Annotated in this window: 13 protein-coding genes, 1 pseudogene and 1 riboswitch; of the genes and pseudogenes, 3 read left to right on the top strand and 11 right to left on the bottom strand. The window is 58.6% G+C overall.

From position 1 onward, the window contains the following. Positions 1–5: 5 nt before the first annotated feature. Positions 6–1055: a cell wall-active antibiotics response protein LiaF gene (gene liaF / locus RWM61_RS01125; protein ID WP_313996462.1), complete on the bottom strand. Its 1050-nt coding sequence runs from the start codon at positions 1053–1055 to the stop codon at positions 6–8. A gap of 291 nt (positions 1056–1346) precedes the next feature. On the opposite strand from liaF, the pseudogene RWM61_RS01120 reads away from it, so the two are divergent. Then, positions 1347–2401: pseudogene (locus RWM61_RS01120) on the top strand (ammonium transporter). Positions 2402–2511: 110 nt separating this feature from the next. Here RWM61_RS01120 and RWM61_RS01115 read toward each other — a convergent pair. The 9 genes from RWM61_RS01115 to metA form a co-directional block, all read right to left on the bottom strand. After that, positions 2512–2883: a hypothetical protein gene (locus RWM61_RS01115; protein ID WP_313996460.1), complete on the bottom strand. Its 372-nt coding sequence runs from the start codon at positions 2881–2883 to the stop codon at positions 2512–2514. 315 nt (positions 2884–3198) lie between these two features. Then, positions 3199–3714 carry an RNA polymerase sigma factor gene (locus RWM61_RS01110; protein ID WP_313996458.1) on the bottom strand — a complete coding sequence of 172 codons (516 nt, stop codon included), beginning with the start codon at positions 3712–3714 and terminating at the stop codon, positions 3199–3201. Between the two features lie 116 nt (positions 3715–3830). Further along, on the bottom strand, positions 3831–4541 hold the full coding sequence (locus tag RWM61_RS01105; RefSeq protein WP_313996456.1) for a 3D domain-containing protein: 711 nt from the start codon (positions 4539–4541) through the stop codon (positions 3831–3833). Positions 4542–4731: 190 nt separating this feature from the next. Further along, the gene (thrS, locus tag RWM61_RS01100) at positions 4732–6669 is read right to left on the bottom strand and encodes a threonine--tRNA ligase (RefSeq protein WP_313996454.1); all 1938 of its coding nucleotides are present in this window, start codon (positions 6667–6669) and stop codon (positions 4732–4734) included. Between the two features lie 345 nt (positions 6670–7014). Then, on the bottom strand, positions 7015–7947 hold the full coding sequence (locus RWM61_RS01095) for a putative sporulation protein YtxC (protein WP_313996452.1): 933 nt from the start codon (positions 7945–7947) through the stop codon (positions 7015–7017). 210 nt (positions 7948–8157) lie between these two features. Beyond that, positions 8158–9294 (bottom strand): cyclic dehypoxanthinyl futalosine synthase, encoded by a 1137-nt coding sequence (gene mqnC, locus RWM61_RS01090; protein WP_313996450.1) that lies wholly within the window; start codon positions 9292–9294, stop codon positions 8158–8160. 104 nt (positions 9295–9398) lie between these two features. Beyond that, entirely contained in the window at positions 9399–10592 is a 1194-nt protein-coding gene (locus RWM61_RS01085) for a MalY/PatB family protein (RefSeq protein WP_313996448.1), read from the bottom strand. Positions 10593–10598: 6 nt separating this feature from the next. After that, a complete protein-coding gene (locus tag RWM61_RS01080) occupies positions 10599–11756 on the bottom strand; it encodes a PLP-dependent transferase (protein WP_313996446.1) in 1158 nt (385 codons plus the stop codon). A gap of 51 nt (positions 11757–11807) precedes the next feature. Continuing rightward, positions 11808–12725 (bottom strand): homoserine O-succinyltransferase, encoded by a 918-nt coding sequence (gene metA / locus RWM61_RS01075; protein WP_313996444.1) that lies wholly within the window; start codon positions 12723–12725, stop codon positions 11808–11810. Positions 12726–12839: 114 nt separating this feature from the next. Then, positions 12840–12943, bottom strand: a riboswitch (SAM riboswitch). A gap of 519 nt (positions 12944–13462) precedes the next feature. Here metA and corA point away from each other — a divergent pair. After that, complete coding sequence (corA, locus tag RWM61_RS01070) at positions 13463–14398, top strand: magnesium/cobalt transporter CorA (RefSeq protein ID WP_313996442.1); 936 nt, start codon at positions 13463–13465, stop codon at positions 14396–14398. 420 nt (positions 14399–14818) lie between these two features. Here the strand turns inward: corA and RWM61_RS01065 are convergent, their stop codons facing one another. Continuing rightward, positions 14819–16099, bottom strand: coding sequence for an MFS transporter (locus RWM61_RS01065; RefSeq protein ID WP_313996440.1), 1281 nt, complete (start codon positions 16097–16099; stop codon positions 14819–14821). Between the two features lie 180 nt (positions 16100–16279). Between RWM61_RS01065 and RWM61_RS01060 the strand changes: the two genes are divergently transcribed. After that, positions 16280–17182 (top strand): LysR family transcriptional regulator, encoded by a 903-nt coding sequence (locus RWM61_RS01060; protein ID WP_313996438.1) that lies wholly within the window; start codon positions 16280–16282, stop codon positions 17180–17182. Positions 17183–17205: the final 23 nt, after the last annotated feature.

The following is a 17205-nucleotide window of genomic DNA, read 5'->3' as shown; positions in this document are numbered from 1 at the left end:
GGCGGTCACCCCACTTTGGTCACGCGGACGTCGCCGATGAACGTGCTGACGATCAGCCGGATTTTTTTGTCGGTATCGTAATAGTAAGGCGTCTCGACATTCATATTTTTGAACAAACCGCCCTCCCGCTGCTCCAGCACCGTAGCGTCCCCGAGAAAGGCGCTGGATACGACCTGCACGCCGACCTCGTAATCGTTCGGGATGAACACCTTGACGTCGCCGATGAACGACGAAATCGCGATCTTCGTCTCGCCGTATGGAATTTGGGCCTTCGTTAAATCGAGAACGGTGTCACCGATGAAATGGGAAATGTTCATCGGCTTCAGCTCCCAGTGATCATGGCCAAGATGGATATCGCCGATGAAGCCCGAGCGCGTCAGCGCCTTCGGATCGTGATTCCACCATTCCACCCGCGCGCAGCCATGCCGGTGGCGGGAACGCTCGCGGAGGTCGCGTTTATAATCGCGGTAATCGCGCCGTTCATACCGGTTCCCGCCTTCATTTGCGTCCCGGCCTGCCGCTCCCGTTCCCGGCGGCTCGCCTTGCCGCGGCTTGTTGAATTCCGGCGCCGGAGGCACGGGCTGGTGTTCGGGCTGGGGATCGAGCGGGTTCGGATGGAGCGGCGGCGCCGGAGGGACCGGAGGCCGGGGCGGCGCATAGGTCGTATGCGGAAACGCCTTCCAGCCCTCGTCGCCGTCGTGCGGCTTTTTCCGCTTGGGCTTCAACATCATGCTCAGACCGAACACGATCAGCGCGACCGGCCACAAATATGAAATGATATCGCCGATCGACCAGTCGAACCAACCGAGGTTGCGACCGAGAAAAACAAACCCGACGAGCGTCATAATGATTCCCCATGTTGCCGCCCCGCTTCCGTAGCGCCTGCCCACCGCCATATTCTGAAGCCCGAATACGATCAGGATCGCCGGCCAGAACAGCGATATCGCCTCGCCGATATCGAAATCGAGCAGGCCGGCTTGCCTTAACAGAAACCCGACGCCCAGGGCAGCGATAAGCAATCCCCAGAATATCCGCTGAAAGAATTGTTCATTCATCATAACCATCCTCTGCCGCTTCGTGCTATTCCCAGTATAGCCGAAGGCGCAACAACGGTAAAAGGGTCGAGCGATTGAAACCTGTCTCGGTCTCGGGACGGAGTAATTGAAAGGGTATACGGGAAACCTTGTAAGAACGGCAATAATTCCACTAAATATATCTAACATATCGTGTCATGTAATGGCCTGATTTCATTGACAGCGTTTATAGGACGACTTTATAATGGGATGCGGTTGATAGATGCACGAGAAAATCTAACATGACGAACGTTTCAAAGGGGATGGACAAGAATGGATTTGCAAACGTTGTCGCAAGGCCTGGACACGATTTGGGTCGTCTTGACGGCAGCTATGATCTTGCTGATGGAAGGCGGCTTCGCCTTGCTGGAAGCCGGCTTTGTCCGGCAAAAAAACGCAGTCAGCATTATTATGAAAGTGTTCGTTGACATCACGTTCGGCGCGCTTGTTTTCTATTTGCGGGGCACTGGGTATGGTCCGTCGGCGGCTGGCTCGGCTCGCTCGGCATGATCGACTTCGCGGGCTCGGCTGTTATCCATGCGCTCGGCGGCTTTTCGGCTTTGGCGGCCGCGATGTTCATCGGACCTCGCATCGGCAGATTTTCGCCCGACGGCAAAGTGAATATCGTGCCTCCGTCGAATCTGCCGCTCGCATCCGTCGGAGCCTTCATTCTCTGGTTCGGCTGGTTCGGCTTCAACGCGGGAAGCACGCTCAGCGCGACCAACGGCTCGATCGGCCACATCGCCATGGCCACGATGCTTGCCGCGGCCGCCGGAGGCGCAGCCTGCATTCTGTTTACGATGCTCCGCTACAAGAAAGCGGATCCGCCTATGGTCATCAACGGTTCCCTCGCGGGACTCGTCGGCATCACGGCAGGAAACGCATTCGTTTCAGACGGGGCGGCAATCCTGATCGGCGCCGCAAGCGGCGTGGCCATGGTGCTGGCTACAGAATACCTGGAAAGCAAGCAGATCGACGATCCCGTCGGCGCCTTCGCCGTGCACGGCGTCAGCGGAAGCATAGGCACGCTAGCGGTCGGATTGTTTGCCAAACCGGAACTCACCGAAGGAATCGGCAAAGGCTACGCAGGCTTGTTCTACGGCGGCGGCTGGAGCCTGCTCGGCGTGCAGGCGCTCGGTCTCGCCGTCGTCAGCGTCTGGGGTTTCGCGCTCACCGCGGGCTTCCTATGGCTGATTAAACGAATAACGCCCGTTCGCGTGTCCAAGGACGAGGAGCTTGTCGGCCTCGATGTCGGCATTCACGGCGTACCCGCCTACAGCCAGGAGCACGACTTCCTCGATGTCAAACGGCTGACCGGCGGCCAATAAACAATCGCTTTCGGCAAAATGAAAACCGCTGAAGCCATCCGGCTCTCAGCGGTTTTTGCGCTTGGTACAGAAAAATCCGCTCTTAGGGGCGGATTTTCACGACATGTTTCCTATACCTCTATCATTTCCTCGTTAACGGGAACGACATCGGACGGCGAGGAGCTGTCCAGAATTCGCCGGGCATGTTCGATGTCCTGGCGAAGCGCCCGGACCTTCTCGAGCGGCTTCTTTACATAATGAATATATTCGACCGCCAAATGGTGGTCGGGCTTTTTGCCCGAAAGCAAGCGGCGCAGCGACGACATCGATTGATAAGCCCGCTCCTCCGCCTGCCGGCGTTTCTCGTAGCGCTGCACCATCTGCTCGATATCGGCGATCTCATTTTCCTTTTTGGCGATATAGGCTTCCAGAAACGGATAGACATCCGCCGCCTTGCGATACTTAACGTGTGATGGGGCGATATAAAAGATGGGATCAGTCATGCGATATCTCCTGTCTCACCATGTAATATTTTTTAACACTCCTATTGTATCGCATAATTGCGCTTTTGAACATCCCCGGAGCAATAAAATATTTTATGCGCAATCACCTGCCGGCAAGTCGGGGAAACAAAGCGAAACCCGTGTCTATTCGCAAGAAAGACACGGGTTTCTCGTAGAAAAAGGGACGCATTGTCCCTCTCCATCAGCCGACCGCTTGTACGATGAAGGCATCAAGCGGCTAGAAATCGGCGTATGGGGCTGGTCGCCGGGAGGCTTCCAAGGTTCGTTTCCCAATTCCTATACGGCAATGACCGCTCAATACGGATACACCGGATCGTCCCTCAACCGCTCGCGCGTGCGGTGAATCTTTGCTTTTACCGTGCCCACCGGCATATTGAGCGCGTCGGCGATTTCCCGGTCTTTAAATCCGTAATAAAATTTATACAAAATCAGCGTCCGCGTCGTCGGATCCAGGCCGCCCAGCAGCTCGGATATCTCAAGCAAAAGCTCCGCCTCGCTTGAGCAGGCGTAACGCTCCCCGGTTTCGCGAATCTCGCACGGCTGCGTCCGGCCCGCCACCTTGTTGACGTTCACCGCAATATTGCGCGTGATCGTCTTGGCCCACGCCGTCAGCTTGCACCCCTCCCGCAACGAGTCCTGATGGGAGAGCATCCTCACCCAAGCCTCCTGCACCACATCGTGCGCATCCGACTTGTTGCGGACGTTCGAGTAAGCTACCCGAATCATATGGCTATAGAGCTCCCGCAGCGCGGCCTCCTGCTCAATCCAATCCTTGCCCGGCGGATCTTCGCCGCCCTGTACTGATGACATCGACAGATCCCCCGCAGTGACAACGTTTACAAAATCTATTCTCTCCATCATCATATCACGTTTTCAGAAAAAGAAATTCACCCCGCGGAACTATCTCCTCAAGGTGAATTTAGTCTTTAAGACTCAAAAATATGGGCAGGAATGGTTCTTTGGACGGATACCACCCGATTCAATTCCTTAAGCCACGATTCGTCCAGCTTGCCTTCGCCTTTCTTGAGTACGTCGACGTGGACCTTCCGTTTGCCCCACAGCCGGTACACCTGCCTGGTCGTCTCGAAGTAAAGGTCGATCTTGTTGCCCTTGATCGCGGAGCCGGTATCCGCGACGATTCCGTATCCGTATCCGGGAATGTACATCAGCGTTCCGATCGGAAACACCTTCGGATCGGCGGCGATCGTCGAGACATGGTCTCTGCGCACTTTGACGCCGGAGCGGGTAATGCCGTACCCGGGCATGCCCGGCTTTTTACCCGTCGATTCCAGTCCGGCCGTATAGCCTGTAGCCGTGACGCGAACGGTTTGAATCGGCTTCGGCTTATGTATGACCGCCACCTTCGCCTTCACGTCCGCGTTCTTTGCCGTACCGAGCGCGGACCGGCGAGTCTGCGGGGCCGGCGGACGCTGTGGCCGCATGATGGGCCCGGATTTGTAGGCCGCCGCCACGATCGGCGGTTTCGGCCCCGCCTCTTGCCCGGCGATGGCTGAGGAGGCCGGCGCGGCCGGCTTCCTGATGCTTGCGGTATGCGCCGTGCCGACAATGACGACGGCGACCAATAACGCAAGCAGCATATTCAGGCATCGCGCGGAAGCGATAGAGCTTGACGACATGTGGATAATCTCCCCCTTAAACGGAGGTTACCCCGATGCGCCAAGCTTTATTCAGTTTTGCCCGCATTTCCGCCGGATAACTCGCTAATGTTGCAAATTAGAGGGGAATTGCAGACCGTTATCGACATCAATACCAATCTGCGCCAAAACTCCGTTCGGCAAGTCTGTGAAGCGAAGCCGAAGTGGAGGTTTACACCCGTTTGGCCGCAATCTCGTCAGCCAGCAGCGCCAGCGTTTCTTGAACGGGCCTGGCCCCGAGATCGCCTTCGCCGCGCTTGCGCACCGATACCGTTCCGCCGCTCTCCTCATTCTCGCCGACGATCAGCATATACGGAATTTTCTCAAGCTGCGCTTCGCGGATTTTGTAGCCCATCTTCTCGTTGCGCAGGTCGGATTCGGCCCGCACGCCGCCCGCGACCAGCTTTTCTTCCACTTCCTTGGCGTATGCCTCGTAAGCCATCGATACCGGAATGACGCGGGCTTGAACAGGCGAAAGCCATAGCGGCAGCGCGCCGACGAAATTTTCGAGCAGGAAGGCGGTCATCCGTTCCATCGTGCTGATGATGCCGCGGTGGATAACGACCGGGCGGTGTTTTTTGCCGTCTTCGCCGACATATTCGAGCTCGAACCGCTCCGGCAGCAGGAAGTCGAGCTGCGCCGTCGACAGCGTCTCCTCTTTGCCGAGCGCGGTCTTGATCTGGACGTCCAGCTTCGGCCCGTAGAAGGCGGCTTCGCCTTCGGCCTCGAAATACGGCAGCCCCAGCTCGTCGACGACCTCCTTAAGCATACGCTGCGACATTTCCCACATCTCATCATTCGGGAAATATTTCTCCGTATCCTGCGGATCGCGGTACGACAGGCGGAACCGGTACTCCTTGATGCCGAAATCCGCATAGACCTGCTGAATCAGCTGCACGACGCGGGCGAACTCCGACTTGATCTGATCCGGCCGGGCAAAAATATGCGCGTCGTTCAGCGTCATTGCACGGACACGGTGCAGGCCGGTCAGCGCGCCGGACATCTCGTACCGGTGCATCGTGCCGAGCTCGGCGATCCGGATCGGCAGGTCGCGGTAGCTGCGCATGTCGCTCTTGTACACCATCATATGGTGCGGGCAGTTCATCGGACGGAGCACGAGCTCCTCGTTGTCCATCTGCATCGGCGGGAACATATCCTCCTGGTAATGCTCCCAGTGTCCGGATATTTTGTACAGCTCCACGCTGCCCATGACCGGCGTGTACACATGCTGGTAGCCTAACCGCTCCTCCAGGTCGACAATGTAACGCTCAAGCGTGCGGCGAACCTTGGCGCCGTTCGGCAGCCAGATCGGCAAACCCTGGCCGACTTCCTTCGCGAACGTGAACATGCCGAGCTCTTTGCCGAGCTTGCGGTGATCGCGCTTCTTCGCTTCCTCGAGAAAATGGAGATGCTCATCCAGCTGCGCCTTCTTGGGGAAGGCGGTCCCGTAAATGCGCTGCAGCATCTTGTTCCTGGAATCGCCGCGCCAGTAGGCGCCCGCCAGGCTGAGCAGCTTGAACGCCTTGATCCGTCCCGTCGACGGCAGATGCGGCCCGCGGCACAGGTCGAAAAACTCGCCTTGGTCATAGATCGTAATGACCGAATCGGCCGGCAGATCCCGGATCAGTTCCAGCTTCAGATTGTCGCCGAGCTCGGTGAAGATCGCCGTCGCCTCGTCGCGGCCGACCACACGGCGCCGGATCGGCAGATCCTCCTTGACGATGCGCTCCATTTCCTTCTCGATCTTCTCGAGGTCCTCGGGCGTAAGCGACTGCTCCATCTCGATATCGTAATAGAAGCCGTCCTCGATCACCGGACCGATCCCCAGCTTCACGTTCCTGTCGCCGTACAGCCGCTTGATCGCCTGTGCCATCAGATGCGCTGTGCTGTGGCGGTAAACCTCCAGGCCGTCCGCGCTGTCTAGCGTCACGATTTCGAGCGCCGCATCCTGCTCGAGCGGCGCATACACATCGACAACCTTGCCGTCCACCTTGCCGGCGACCGCGTTTTTTCGCAAGCCGGGGCTGATCGAGCCGGCCACCTCCTCGACCGTCGTGCCCGCCGGATACTCCCTCACGGCGCCGTCCGGAAATTTCACTTGAATCGACATTTTCACAACCTCCTCCATAATGAAAGAAAACAAAAAAAAACACACGTCCCGATAGGGACGAGCGCTTGATCACCCGTGGTTCCACCCTCATTCGATACGTCCGGCGCATGAAGCGGCCGAGGCACGTATCCTCGAGCATCCCGTAACGGGGATGAACCGGCGCGGCTTACCCACCGTCACCCGAAGGAGACCGGCTTCAACCGCACAGCTTCAAAGGGGTATTTCCGCCAGTGCTCTCGGAAGGAAATTGCAGCCGGGTCTCCTCTCTCTGGACCGCGCACGGGGCCGAAACATGTCTTTGTCGTCGCTGATGAACCCCATTATAAACCGCTCCGCGCACAGCGGTCAAGTGGAACGGCGGTCTCCCGGCTTGAACGCACCCTCGAAGAACGTTACGCACGAACGGCAGCCCGTACAGACGGTCACGCGCCGGTCGAAAATCGCTTCAATCGTCCGGATGACGGACAGCTCCTCCTGCCGCGTATGAATGACGATGCGCTCCGGCGCAATCGAGATCAAGTGGCTCACCACCATGTCCTCGACATTCATTTCGGACTCGATCATCTCGGCCACGATCCGGTCGACGGGCCGGCTCTCGATCGGCTCGTACCGCTCGTCATACAAGGTGAATTGGCTGTCCTGCACATGCATCAAATGGACGACGGGCACTTTTGTTTCCTGCAAGCAAACGAAATACCGGAGCAAGGAAATGAATTCCTGATATTGTTTGTCCATCACGAATTCATCCACCGCATATTCGACGATCTCCCTCAGCTCCTCCCGATAGGAGGCAAGCCGGAATGTGATGTAACCGTCCAGATGGATGCGCGGCTGCTGCTTCAAAAACGCTTCCAATTCACTCGCCACCTTCCGCTTGCGTCTGCCGCGGCTGTCGGCGGTGTGGCCGTTTTCCTCGGAGGAGCCGTTGCCGTACAAAAACTGCCGGCAGTGCCATACGATTTTATCGAGATCCTCGTCCCGTTCATAATGGAACTGCTTGCGGGCGATCGAACGAAGCAGGACGGCTTCCGACTCGAGCAGCACATATTCGGCCATCCCGACCGCCGCGTGCCTGAGAACGGCAGCCCGGCTTTCGCCCTCGGAACAGCCCCCGCGGCGATCGACATACCGCAGCCGGCCCGAATCCGAATCGACCTCCCATACGCCGGAATCGGAGGAGAGACTATGTAAATCCGCGAACGCATCGGACAAACAGCGGGTCAGACGGGACATTTTATCTTCGGAAGAGGACGTCAGGGTAATCGAAAATACCTCCATACGCTCACTCCTTTCCGTAACAGTATATGGTCGCGGATGGAGGGATATACGAAAGCGGAAGTGGCAAAATCAACCCGAAACGCCAGCGAAAAATGGCGGCCGCCGTTTGCTTATTGCGGGGCAGGCATCACGGAGCGGTCCTCACGGTTCCGGCGCCAACCGAACGAAAAGCCCGCCACCGTGAGGCGGCAGGCATGAACGAGCTCCGATTCAGTTCTGCATGACGAAATCCTGGCCGACGTCGTCCGTTTCGCGGTAAACCTTCAGCAGCTCATAGCGCGTATTGCGCTGCGCCGGAATTTTGCCGGCCTCGCGGATAAGCTCCAGAATAAGGCCGATATTGACTTTGTGGGTCGTGCCCGCGGCCGACACGACGTTCTCCTCGATCATCGTGCTGCCGAAATCGTTGCAGCCGTAACTCAGCGACAGCTTGCCGATCTCGGGTCCCATCGTCACCCAGGACGACTGGAAGTTGTCGATGTTGTCGAGCGTGATCCGGCTGATGGCCAGCGTCTTGAGGTACTCCTCGGGCGTCGCCTTCTCGCGCTTCATGTTCGTGTTGTCCGGCTGGAACGTCCACGGGATGAAGGCGAGGAAGCCTGCCGACGCGTAGCCGTTCGCCAGGCACTCGTCCTGCGCGTCGCGCACCCGGTGCAGGTGCAGGGCCCTTTCCTCCATCGACTCGCCGAAGCCGATGACCATCGTCGCCGTCGTATTCATGCCGATCCGGTGGGCCGTCTTCATGACGTCCATCCAATCCGTCCACGAGCCCTTCAGCTTGCTGATCCTGCGGCGGGTCCGGTCGTCGAGAATTTCCGCGCCGCCGCCCGGCAGAGAGTCGAGCCCCGACTCATGCAAGGCGCGCACGACCTCCTCCAGCGTAAGACCGCCGGATACGTCCTTCATCTTATGAATTTCCGCCGGCGAGAACGAATGCATCGTAATGTCCGGAAACCGCTGCTTGATCGCGCGCAGCAGATCGGTGTAGTAGGTGAACGGCAGGTTCGGGTTCGTGCCGCCCTGCATCAGTATTTCAGTTCCGCCTACCTCTATCGTTTCCTTGATTTTAGTGAAAATCGTCTCGTCCGGGAGCACGTAGCCCTCCGCCGAGCCCGGCGGCCGGTAAAACGCGCAGAAACGGCAGTAAACGTCGCACACGTTCGTATAGTTAATGTTCCGCCCGACCACGAACGTCGCGATCGGCTGCGGATGGCGCCGCAGCATGAGCCGGTTGGCGACATGGCCCATTTTCTCGATCTGATCCGATTCGAACAGCGCTGCGGTATCCTCCACGCTGAGTCGTTCTCCAAGCAAGGCTTGCTCCAGTATGCGGTCCACTTGGCTCATTTCGTTCGGACCCTCCTTCTCCCGGGGAGCCTTCCGCTCCCTGTCTGCCTCATCGCGTTGAGACTTACTATAATAAGTATATTAACACAAAAAGGCCTGCTCAGTCACCTGAGAGGCCCGGATTCGCGAACCGCTTCGGCGAAGCGTTCAAGCGCCTCGACCAGAATCGAACGCGGACATGCGAGATTGACGCGAAGATACCCCGCACCCTGCCTGCCGAACACCGAGCCTTCGCTGAACGCGACGCCCGCCCGCTCAAACATCAGCCGCTTGAGCTCCCGCGGATCCTCCGAAACGGCTCGGCAATCCATCCATACCATATACGTGCCTTCCGGCCTGATCGGCTTTACTTGCGGAATATGGCGCTCCACATAATCGAGCAGCGTCCGCAAATTGCCTTCCAAATAAACGAGCAGCTGGTCCAGCCACTCATCGCCGTGCGTGTAGCTGCTGACGACCGCGGTCAGGCCGAAAAAGCTTTCCATGTGCAGCGACAACGTCTTCAGCGCGCGATTGTATTTCAGCCTGTGCGCCTCGTTCGGTATAATGACGGACGCCGCTTGCAAGCCCGCCAGATTGAACGTCTTGCTCGGCGCGATGCAGGTAATGGAAGCCTGCGCGAATGCGTCCGAGACGGAAGCGAACGGCGTATGGCGGTGCCCGCCGAATACGAGATCGTGGTGGATCTCGTCGGCGACCACCAGCACGCCGTACCGGAGGCAGATGTCGCCGAGCCGCTCGAGCTCTTCGCGCGTCCAGACGCGGCCGCCCGGGTTGTGAGGCGAGCACAGCAGCAGCAGCTTGGCCCCTTCCGCCGCCTGGCGCTCAAGCAGCTCGAAATCCATTGTGAACCGGCCGTCGCGCTCAACGAGCGCGTTGTCCACGACGGTGCGGCCGTTCATCCGGATCACGTCGTAGAACGGATAATACACCGGCGATTGCAGAATGACGCCGTCTCCCGGCTCCGTAAACGTCTGGACGATGATGCTGAGCGCAGGCACGATGCCCGGGCTTGAGCTGATCCATTCATGCTTGACGGTCCAGCTGTGGCGGCGTGACAGCCAGCCGGCGACCGCTTCATAGTATTCGTCCGTCCGGATCGTGTAGCCGTATATGCCCTCCTGCGCCCGCTTCGTAATCGCCTCGACCACCTCGCGAGGCGGCTCGAAATCCATATCGGCGACCCACAGCGGCAGAATGTCGGCGCGGCCGAACAGCTTCTCCGATTGGTCCCACTTGTAGGAGGCCGTGCCGCCGCGCGCGACGACCCGGTCAAAATCATATTGACGGCTTGCCATGTCCGATCACTCCCCGATTTCCCGTGCGGCCGCGTCGAGCGCGCCGCCAAGATCCTCAATCAAATCATCCGCATGCTCGATGCCTACGGAGAACCGGAGAAGACGGTCGTCCACGCCGATCTTGCGGCGGATTTCCTCCGGAATGTCCGCATGCGTCTGGACGGCCGGGTACGTCATCAGCGATTCGACGCCGCCGAGGCTCTCGGCGAACGCAATCAGCCTGATGTGGCGGAGAATCGGCTCGACATACCGGGCATCCTTCAGGCGAAATGAGAAAATGCCGGTATTGCCCGACGACTGCCGGTTCTGCACCTCGTGTCCCGGATGGTGGGGCAGCGCCGGGTAATACACCTCTTCGACCGCCGGATGCTCCAGCAGAAATTCCGCCAGCCGCGTCGCGTTGTACTGGTGGCGCTCCATGCGAAGCGCCAGCGTCTTCATGCCGCGCATCAGCAGCCACGAATCCTGCGGCCCGAGCACGGCGCCGATCGAATTATGGAGGAAAAACATCCGCTCCGACAGCTCCTTGCCCTTCGTGACGATCAGGCCCGCGAGCACGTCGTTATGTCCGCCGAGGTATTTGGTCGCGCTATGGATGATGATGTCCGCGCCGAGCTCGATCGGGCGCTGGAAGAACGGCGTGAGCAGCGTGTTGTCGACGATGACGAGCAGTCCTTTGCTTCTCGCCCATTCGCTGACCCGCGCCAGATCGGTGATCATCATGAGCGGATTGGTCGGCGTCTCGATCAGAACCGCCTTCGTGTTCGGCCGGCGAAGCGACTCCAGCCCGTCGAGATCGTTCGTGTCGACGTAGGAGGCGGTCACGCCGAAGCGCGACATGATTTTCTCCAGCAGCCGGTATGTACCGCCGTACAGATCCAGCGATACGAGCAGGTGGTCCCCCTGGCCGAACAGCGCGAAGATCGTCTGCAGCGCCGCCATGCCCGAGCTGCAGGCAAAGCCGGCGTCGCCGCTCTCCAGCTCGGCCGCGGCCGCCTCCAGCACGGAGCGGGTCGGATTTTTCGTCCGAGAGTAGTCGAAGCCCGTGCTTTCGCCCAGCTTCGGGTGGCGGAACGCGGTCGCCTGATAAACCGGGTAGCTTACCGCTCCGGTTACGGGTTCGTTTTGTGATCCGATCTGTGCCAAACGGCTTTCGATTTTCATGAACGGATGCTCCTTCATCGTTTAGTATTTTCCGTGCTGCCGGGCGGCGGCTCAGATGCCGGCTCCCAGATCGTAAGGCGTCTGCTGGTACACATAATAGTTCAGCCAGTTCGAGAACAGCAGGTTGGCGTGCGCGCGCCACGAGGACAGCGGCAGCCTCGCCGGGTCGTCGCCCGGAAAATAGTTTTTCGGCACGTCGATGCGCAGCCCCTTGGCCTTGTCGCGGTCATACTCCCATTTCAGCGACAGCGGATCGTACTCCGAATGGCCGGTGACGAAAATTTGCTTCCCGTCCTTCGACGCCACCAGATAGACGCCCGAGTCCGGCGATTCGGACAGCACCTCGAGGCTGTCGACCTTGTCGATATCCGAACGCAGCACATCCGTATGGCGCGACTGCGGGACGAAGAAAAGCTCGTCGAAGCCGCGCAGCAGCGGTATGTTGCGCTTCACCACCGTGTGCGGGAACACGCCGAATATTTTCTCGGGCACGTCGTACTTGGGGATGCCGTAATGGTGGTACAGCCCCGCCTGGGCGGCCCAACAAATATGGAACGTCGAGGTGACCGAGCGGCGGGACCAGTCCATGATGTCCTTTAATTCTTCCCAATACGTCACTTCCTCGAACGGCAGGTGCTCCACCGGCGCGCCGGTGATGATCATGCCGTCGTAATACTGGTGGGCGATATCGTCGAACGTTTTGTAGAAAGACTCCAGATGCTCAGCGGACGTATTCTTGGAGGTATGGGTCTTCGGATGGAGCAGCACGACCTCCACCTGCAGCGGCGTATTGCCGATCAGGCGCAAAATCTGGGTTTCCGTCGTCTCCTTCGTCGGCATCAGATTCAGAATCGCGATGCGCAGCGGTCGGATATCCTGGTGAAAAGCGACCGACTCGTCCATGACGAAAATGTTCTCGTTTGCTAAAATTTCTTTGGCCGGCAGGTTGTCCGGAACTTTAATCGGCATGCAGGCTCACTCCTTTGTAAGATTTGGCATCGCATCAAAAGCTTGAAGGGAGAGAGCAGAAAGAAGACCCTCTCTCACAGAGAAAGGGTCGGTTGGCTTATCACTCATGTCCCTCTCTCATCTCTCAGAAACGAACGTTTCCGCAAGAATTAGCACCGTGCTTATCGCCGGTTGCCGGGCTTCATCGGGCTAGTCCCTCCGCCTGCTCTTGATAAGAAAGAAAGTATTTAATTGTCCTCGAACTTTCGTTGCTTTTTAGTGTACCTCATTCCGCAATCCCCGTCAAGAACACGGAACACGGAACGGCGCATCAGCGCTGCATGAACACGCGCAACACGAACCGCCTCTGGCCGCGGGCGGCCCGCTTTTTCGGCGTCACCTTCCCCCGCCAGGGCGAATACACTGGCTGTAGGCGCCCGGTTCCCCTTTTTCATGCTTGTATGGAGCGGACGGGCGGGAGTATACTAGACAAGGATTGACACGCTTTTCGCCTTCGGGCGGGTGTCGAAAATGACGTTAAAGGAGTGCTTGCGATTATGGAAGGCGACCGATCCGCACCCGACGGCTGCTTGTACATGTGCATAACCGGATATCGTCCGGGTCAGCGGAAGCCGGCCATGACCGCGCTGCTCTTCATGCCATCGTGAGCGCAGCCGCGTGAATAGCCGTCACCCTCGCTTCCCGCCGATATCCGCGGTTCTTGGGCAATTACGGATGAGCGAGAGGAGTGAACGCGGATGAAAATCCGGCTGGTGAACAACGGCGTATTTACGGTGGAGGAAGACATTCAGGCCGCGCTCGTACCGCCGATCGAAGGGTTCTATTGGATCGACGCGGACGTGGAGGATCTGGCCGTGCTGCAGCCGCTTTTCGGGCTGCATGAGCTGGCGGTAGAGGACAGCATGACGGAAGAGGAGCAGCGTCCCAAAATCGAAGTGCACGACGGCCATTATTTTATCGTCATCAACAGCATCCGGTTCGACGACGAGGAAATTTTTCTGCGCGCGTTGAACATTTTTCTCGGACGCCACTATATCATTACCGTGACCAAGCAGAAAATCAACGAGCTGCGCGCGGTCAAGCCGCTGCTTCTGGAGCAAGAAGTCAACCGGCCCGACCGGTTTCTTTATCATATCGTCGACCTCGTCGTCGACAATTATTTCGTCGTTGGCGACCGGATTGACGCCCGCATCGAGAAGCTTGAGGAGGACATCCTCATGCACACGAAGAAATCGCACCTGGAAGAAATTATTGGCTTGCGAAGCGAGATTCTGTGGCTGAAAAAGGTGCTCGGTCCGCAGAAGGAGGTCATCGCCGCCCTCAACAAGCGCGACCTGAAGCTGATCGACGACCAGCTGCAGAAATATTTCCACGACATTTACGAGAACGCCGTGAAAATCGCCGAGGCGTTCGAGACCTACCGTGACCTGATGGGCAACTTGCGCGAGGCGTACCAATCGAGCCTGGCGGGGCGCGCGAACGAAATCATGCGCGTATTCACCGCGCTGACCACCATTTTCATGCCGCTGACTTTCCTGACCGGCATATACGGCATGAACTTCGACTACATTCCCGGCCTTCGTACGCCCGGCGGCTCCATCATCCTGCTGGGGTTCATGCTGGTGCTCGGCTTCGGCATGTACTACTTTTTCCGCAAGAAGGATTGGCTGTAGTCTGCTGCTGGAAAGCCGGTCCGGCGCCTAATGGCGCCGGGCCGGCTTTTTGCGTTGCGGAACGGTTAAGACGATAAGCGCACGCCGCGGGTTTCGTGTGCCGCTCGGTTCGCCCGTTGCTGCCGCCCGTTAGCGGCACGCGATGCCGCTAACGGGAGTATTATCCGCCATTTGGACGCGTTAGCGGCACGCGGTGCCGCTAACCCGCCGCCCGCACCGGTTTCGCCCGTTACTGTCGTCCGTTAACGGCACGCGGTGCCGCTAACGGGGCGATTTTCCGACATTTGGGCTGGCTAGCGGCATTTCGTGCCGCTAACCCACCGCCCGCCGCGGTTTCACGCGTTGCTGCCGCCCGTTAGCGGCACGCGATGCCGCTAACGGACGGCCCGCGCCAGTTCGCGCGTTTCCGCCGCGAGTTTGTCACACCGGCACGCCCGGTTCGTGCGCAAGCGCTTCGCGCCGCCCCTGCGCGAGATCGACGCGCGTGAGCAGCCAAATGCCGATGACGAAAAAAGCGATCAGCGATACGATCGCCAGCCGGCTTGAGCCCGTAATCGTCCCCGTCACCGCAAATACGAACGGTCCCGCAATCGACGCGAACTTGCTCGACAGGCTCAAGAAGCCGAAAAACTCGCCCGACCGCGACGGCGGAACGAGATTCGCATAGATCGAGCGCGCTGTCGCCTGACTGCCGCCCTGCACGAGTCCGACCATAATCGCGAGCGCATAGAAATGCGCGGCCGTCGACATAAAATAACCGAGCACGACGATCAAGACGTATACGGCCAGCGAGACGTACAGCGCGCGCTTCGCCCCCGCCTTGACGGCAAACCGGCCGAACAGAAGCGTGCTGGGGAACCCTACGAACTGCGTGATCAGCAGCGCGATAATCAAATGGCTCATCTCGATCCCGATGCCGCTGCCGTACACGGTCGCCATCAGAATGATCGTATTGATGCCGTCATTGAAAAACCAGTACGCAAGCATGTATTTCATTAATTGCGGATAACGGCGGATATTGCGGAACGTTCGGGCGACATTGCCGAATCCGGTGCGGACAACCGCGCCGAGCTTCATTCCCCGGTTGCGCGGCCGGTCCTTGACGCTCCGGAACAAGGGAATCGAGAACAGCAGCCACCATATGCCGACAGTCACGAACACCAGCTGCGTGGCCGTCGTCTGGTCCGGGAAACCGAGCATCTCCCAGCCCTGGATCATGACGACGTTGACCGCGAGCAGCAGCCCGCCGCCGATATAGCCCATGGCATAGCCCTGCGCGCTGACCTTGTCCCGGTTCTCCAGCGGCACCAGATCCGTAAGCAGCGCATCGTAAAACGTATTGCCCCCGGCATAGCCGACCGTGCCGATGATGACGAGCACCGAGGCCAGCAGCCAATCGCCCTCACCGATGAGCGCCGAAGCAACGCTGGCCAAGGCGCCAACCAGCATAAACACGCCGAGAAACCGCACCTTCGAGCCCCGATAGTCGGCAATGGCGCCGAGCACGGGAGACAGCAGCGCCACGAGCAGCGTGGCGACCGTCTGCGTGAAGCCCCAATAATTTTCAGCCGTATTGTCCGCCAAACCCTTGCCCGCGACCGATTCGTAAAATACCGGCATGACCGCCGCCAGCATCGTCGTCACAAACGCGGAATTGGCCCAGTCGTACATGATCCAGGCCCGTATCGTTTTTCGCTCCATTCGGTCCCTCCTCCATCGATCTCTTGCCAAGCGAAAACATTCGACATCCCTCGCGCCAATCCTGCCGCATCCGCGCACAGGCGGCGGCCAAATTGCCGCGGGCAGGCGGATAGCCTATAATAATACATATATGCCGTTAGGGCGCAACCATGAGGCGAGCGGCCAGGGGAGTGATTGACGTTGAACATCAGCCAGCTTGAAACGCTACTGACCATCTCCAAGACGATGAGCTTCCGCAAAGCCGGCGAGCTCCTCAACCTGACTCAGCCTGCCGTATCCGCGCAGATCAAAAGCCTGGAAGACGAGTTCAAGACGGTGCTGATCGACCGGAATCAGCCTGTGACGCTGACCGACCGCGGCCAGGTGTTTCTGGAGCACGCCGAGCGCATATTGGCGATCGTCGAGGAGCTCAAGCAGAAGCTGTCCGACTTGAACGAAACGCCGCAGGGCCATATCGTCCTCGGCACGACCTCGTCCTTTGCCATTCAAATCCTGCCGCGTGTTCTCTCATACTTCCAGAACCTGTTCCCGTTGATCAAGACGACAATCCATTCGATGCCTTCTTCACAGGTCATGGCCAGCGTGGAGAACGGCTCGATCGATATCGGCATCACCTATCTGTCCGAGCGCAATCCGAACCTGTTGACCTCGGTGCTTTATTACGATACGTTCGAGCTGATCGTATCCCCCGACCATCCGCTCGGCGGTTCAAAGCATACGACCGTGGATAAGCTAAAGGACATTCCGTTTATCATGCTTTCCCCGGATACGCTGGCAAGAAGGTTCGTCGACCAGTTGTTCCGCAAGTACGGCATTGAGCCCAACATCGTGATGGAGCTGTCCAGCAGTGAAGAAGTCAAGCGGATGGTCGAGATCAACCTGGGCGCGGCGATCGTCTCCAAGCTGTCCATTGCGGGCGAGCTGAAGCGGGGGTCGCTGCGAATGATCAAGGTTCCGGAGCTCGAAACGACCCATCCGGTCGGCGTTATCTACAAATCGGGAAGATATTTGAATTCTGCGATGCAGCAGTTTCTCAGCGATTTGAAAGGCATGCCGGAGCATCAATTCGTCAGCAGCGAATAGAGGCTTCGAGCTTGACTTACAAG

It is taken from the genome of uncultured Paenibacillus sp. (assembly GCF_963515335.1).
Classification (GTDB): Bacteria; Bacillota; Bacilli; order Paenibacillales; family Paenibacillaceae; genus Paenibacillus_I.
The sequence above is the reverse complement of the archived record's forward strand: the minus strand, read 5'-3'. Positions and strand labels throughout refer to the sequence as shown.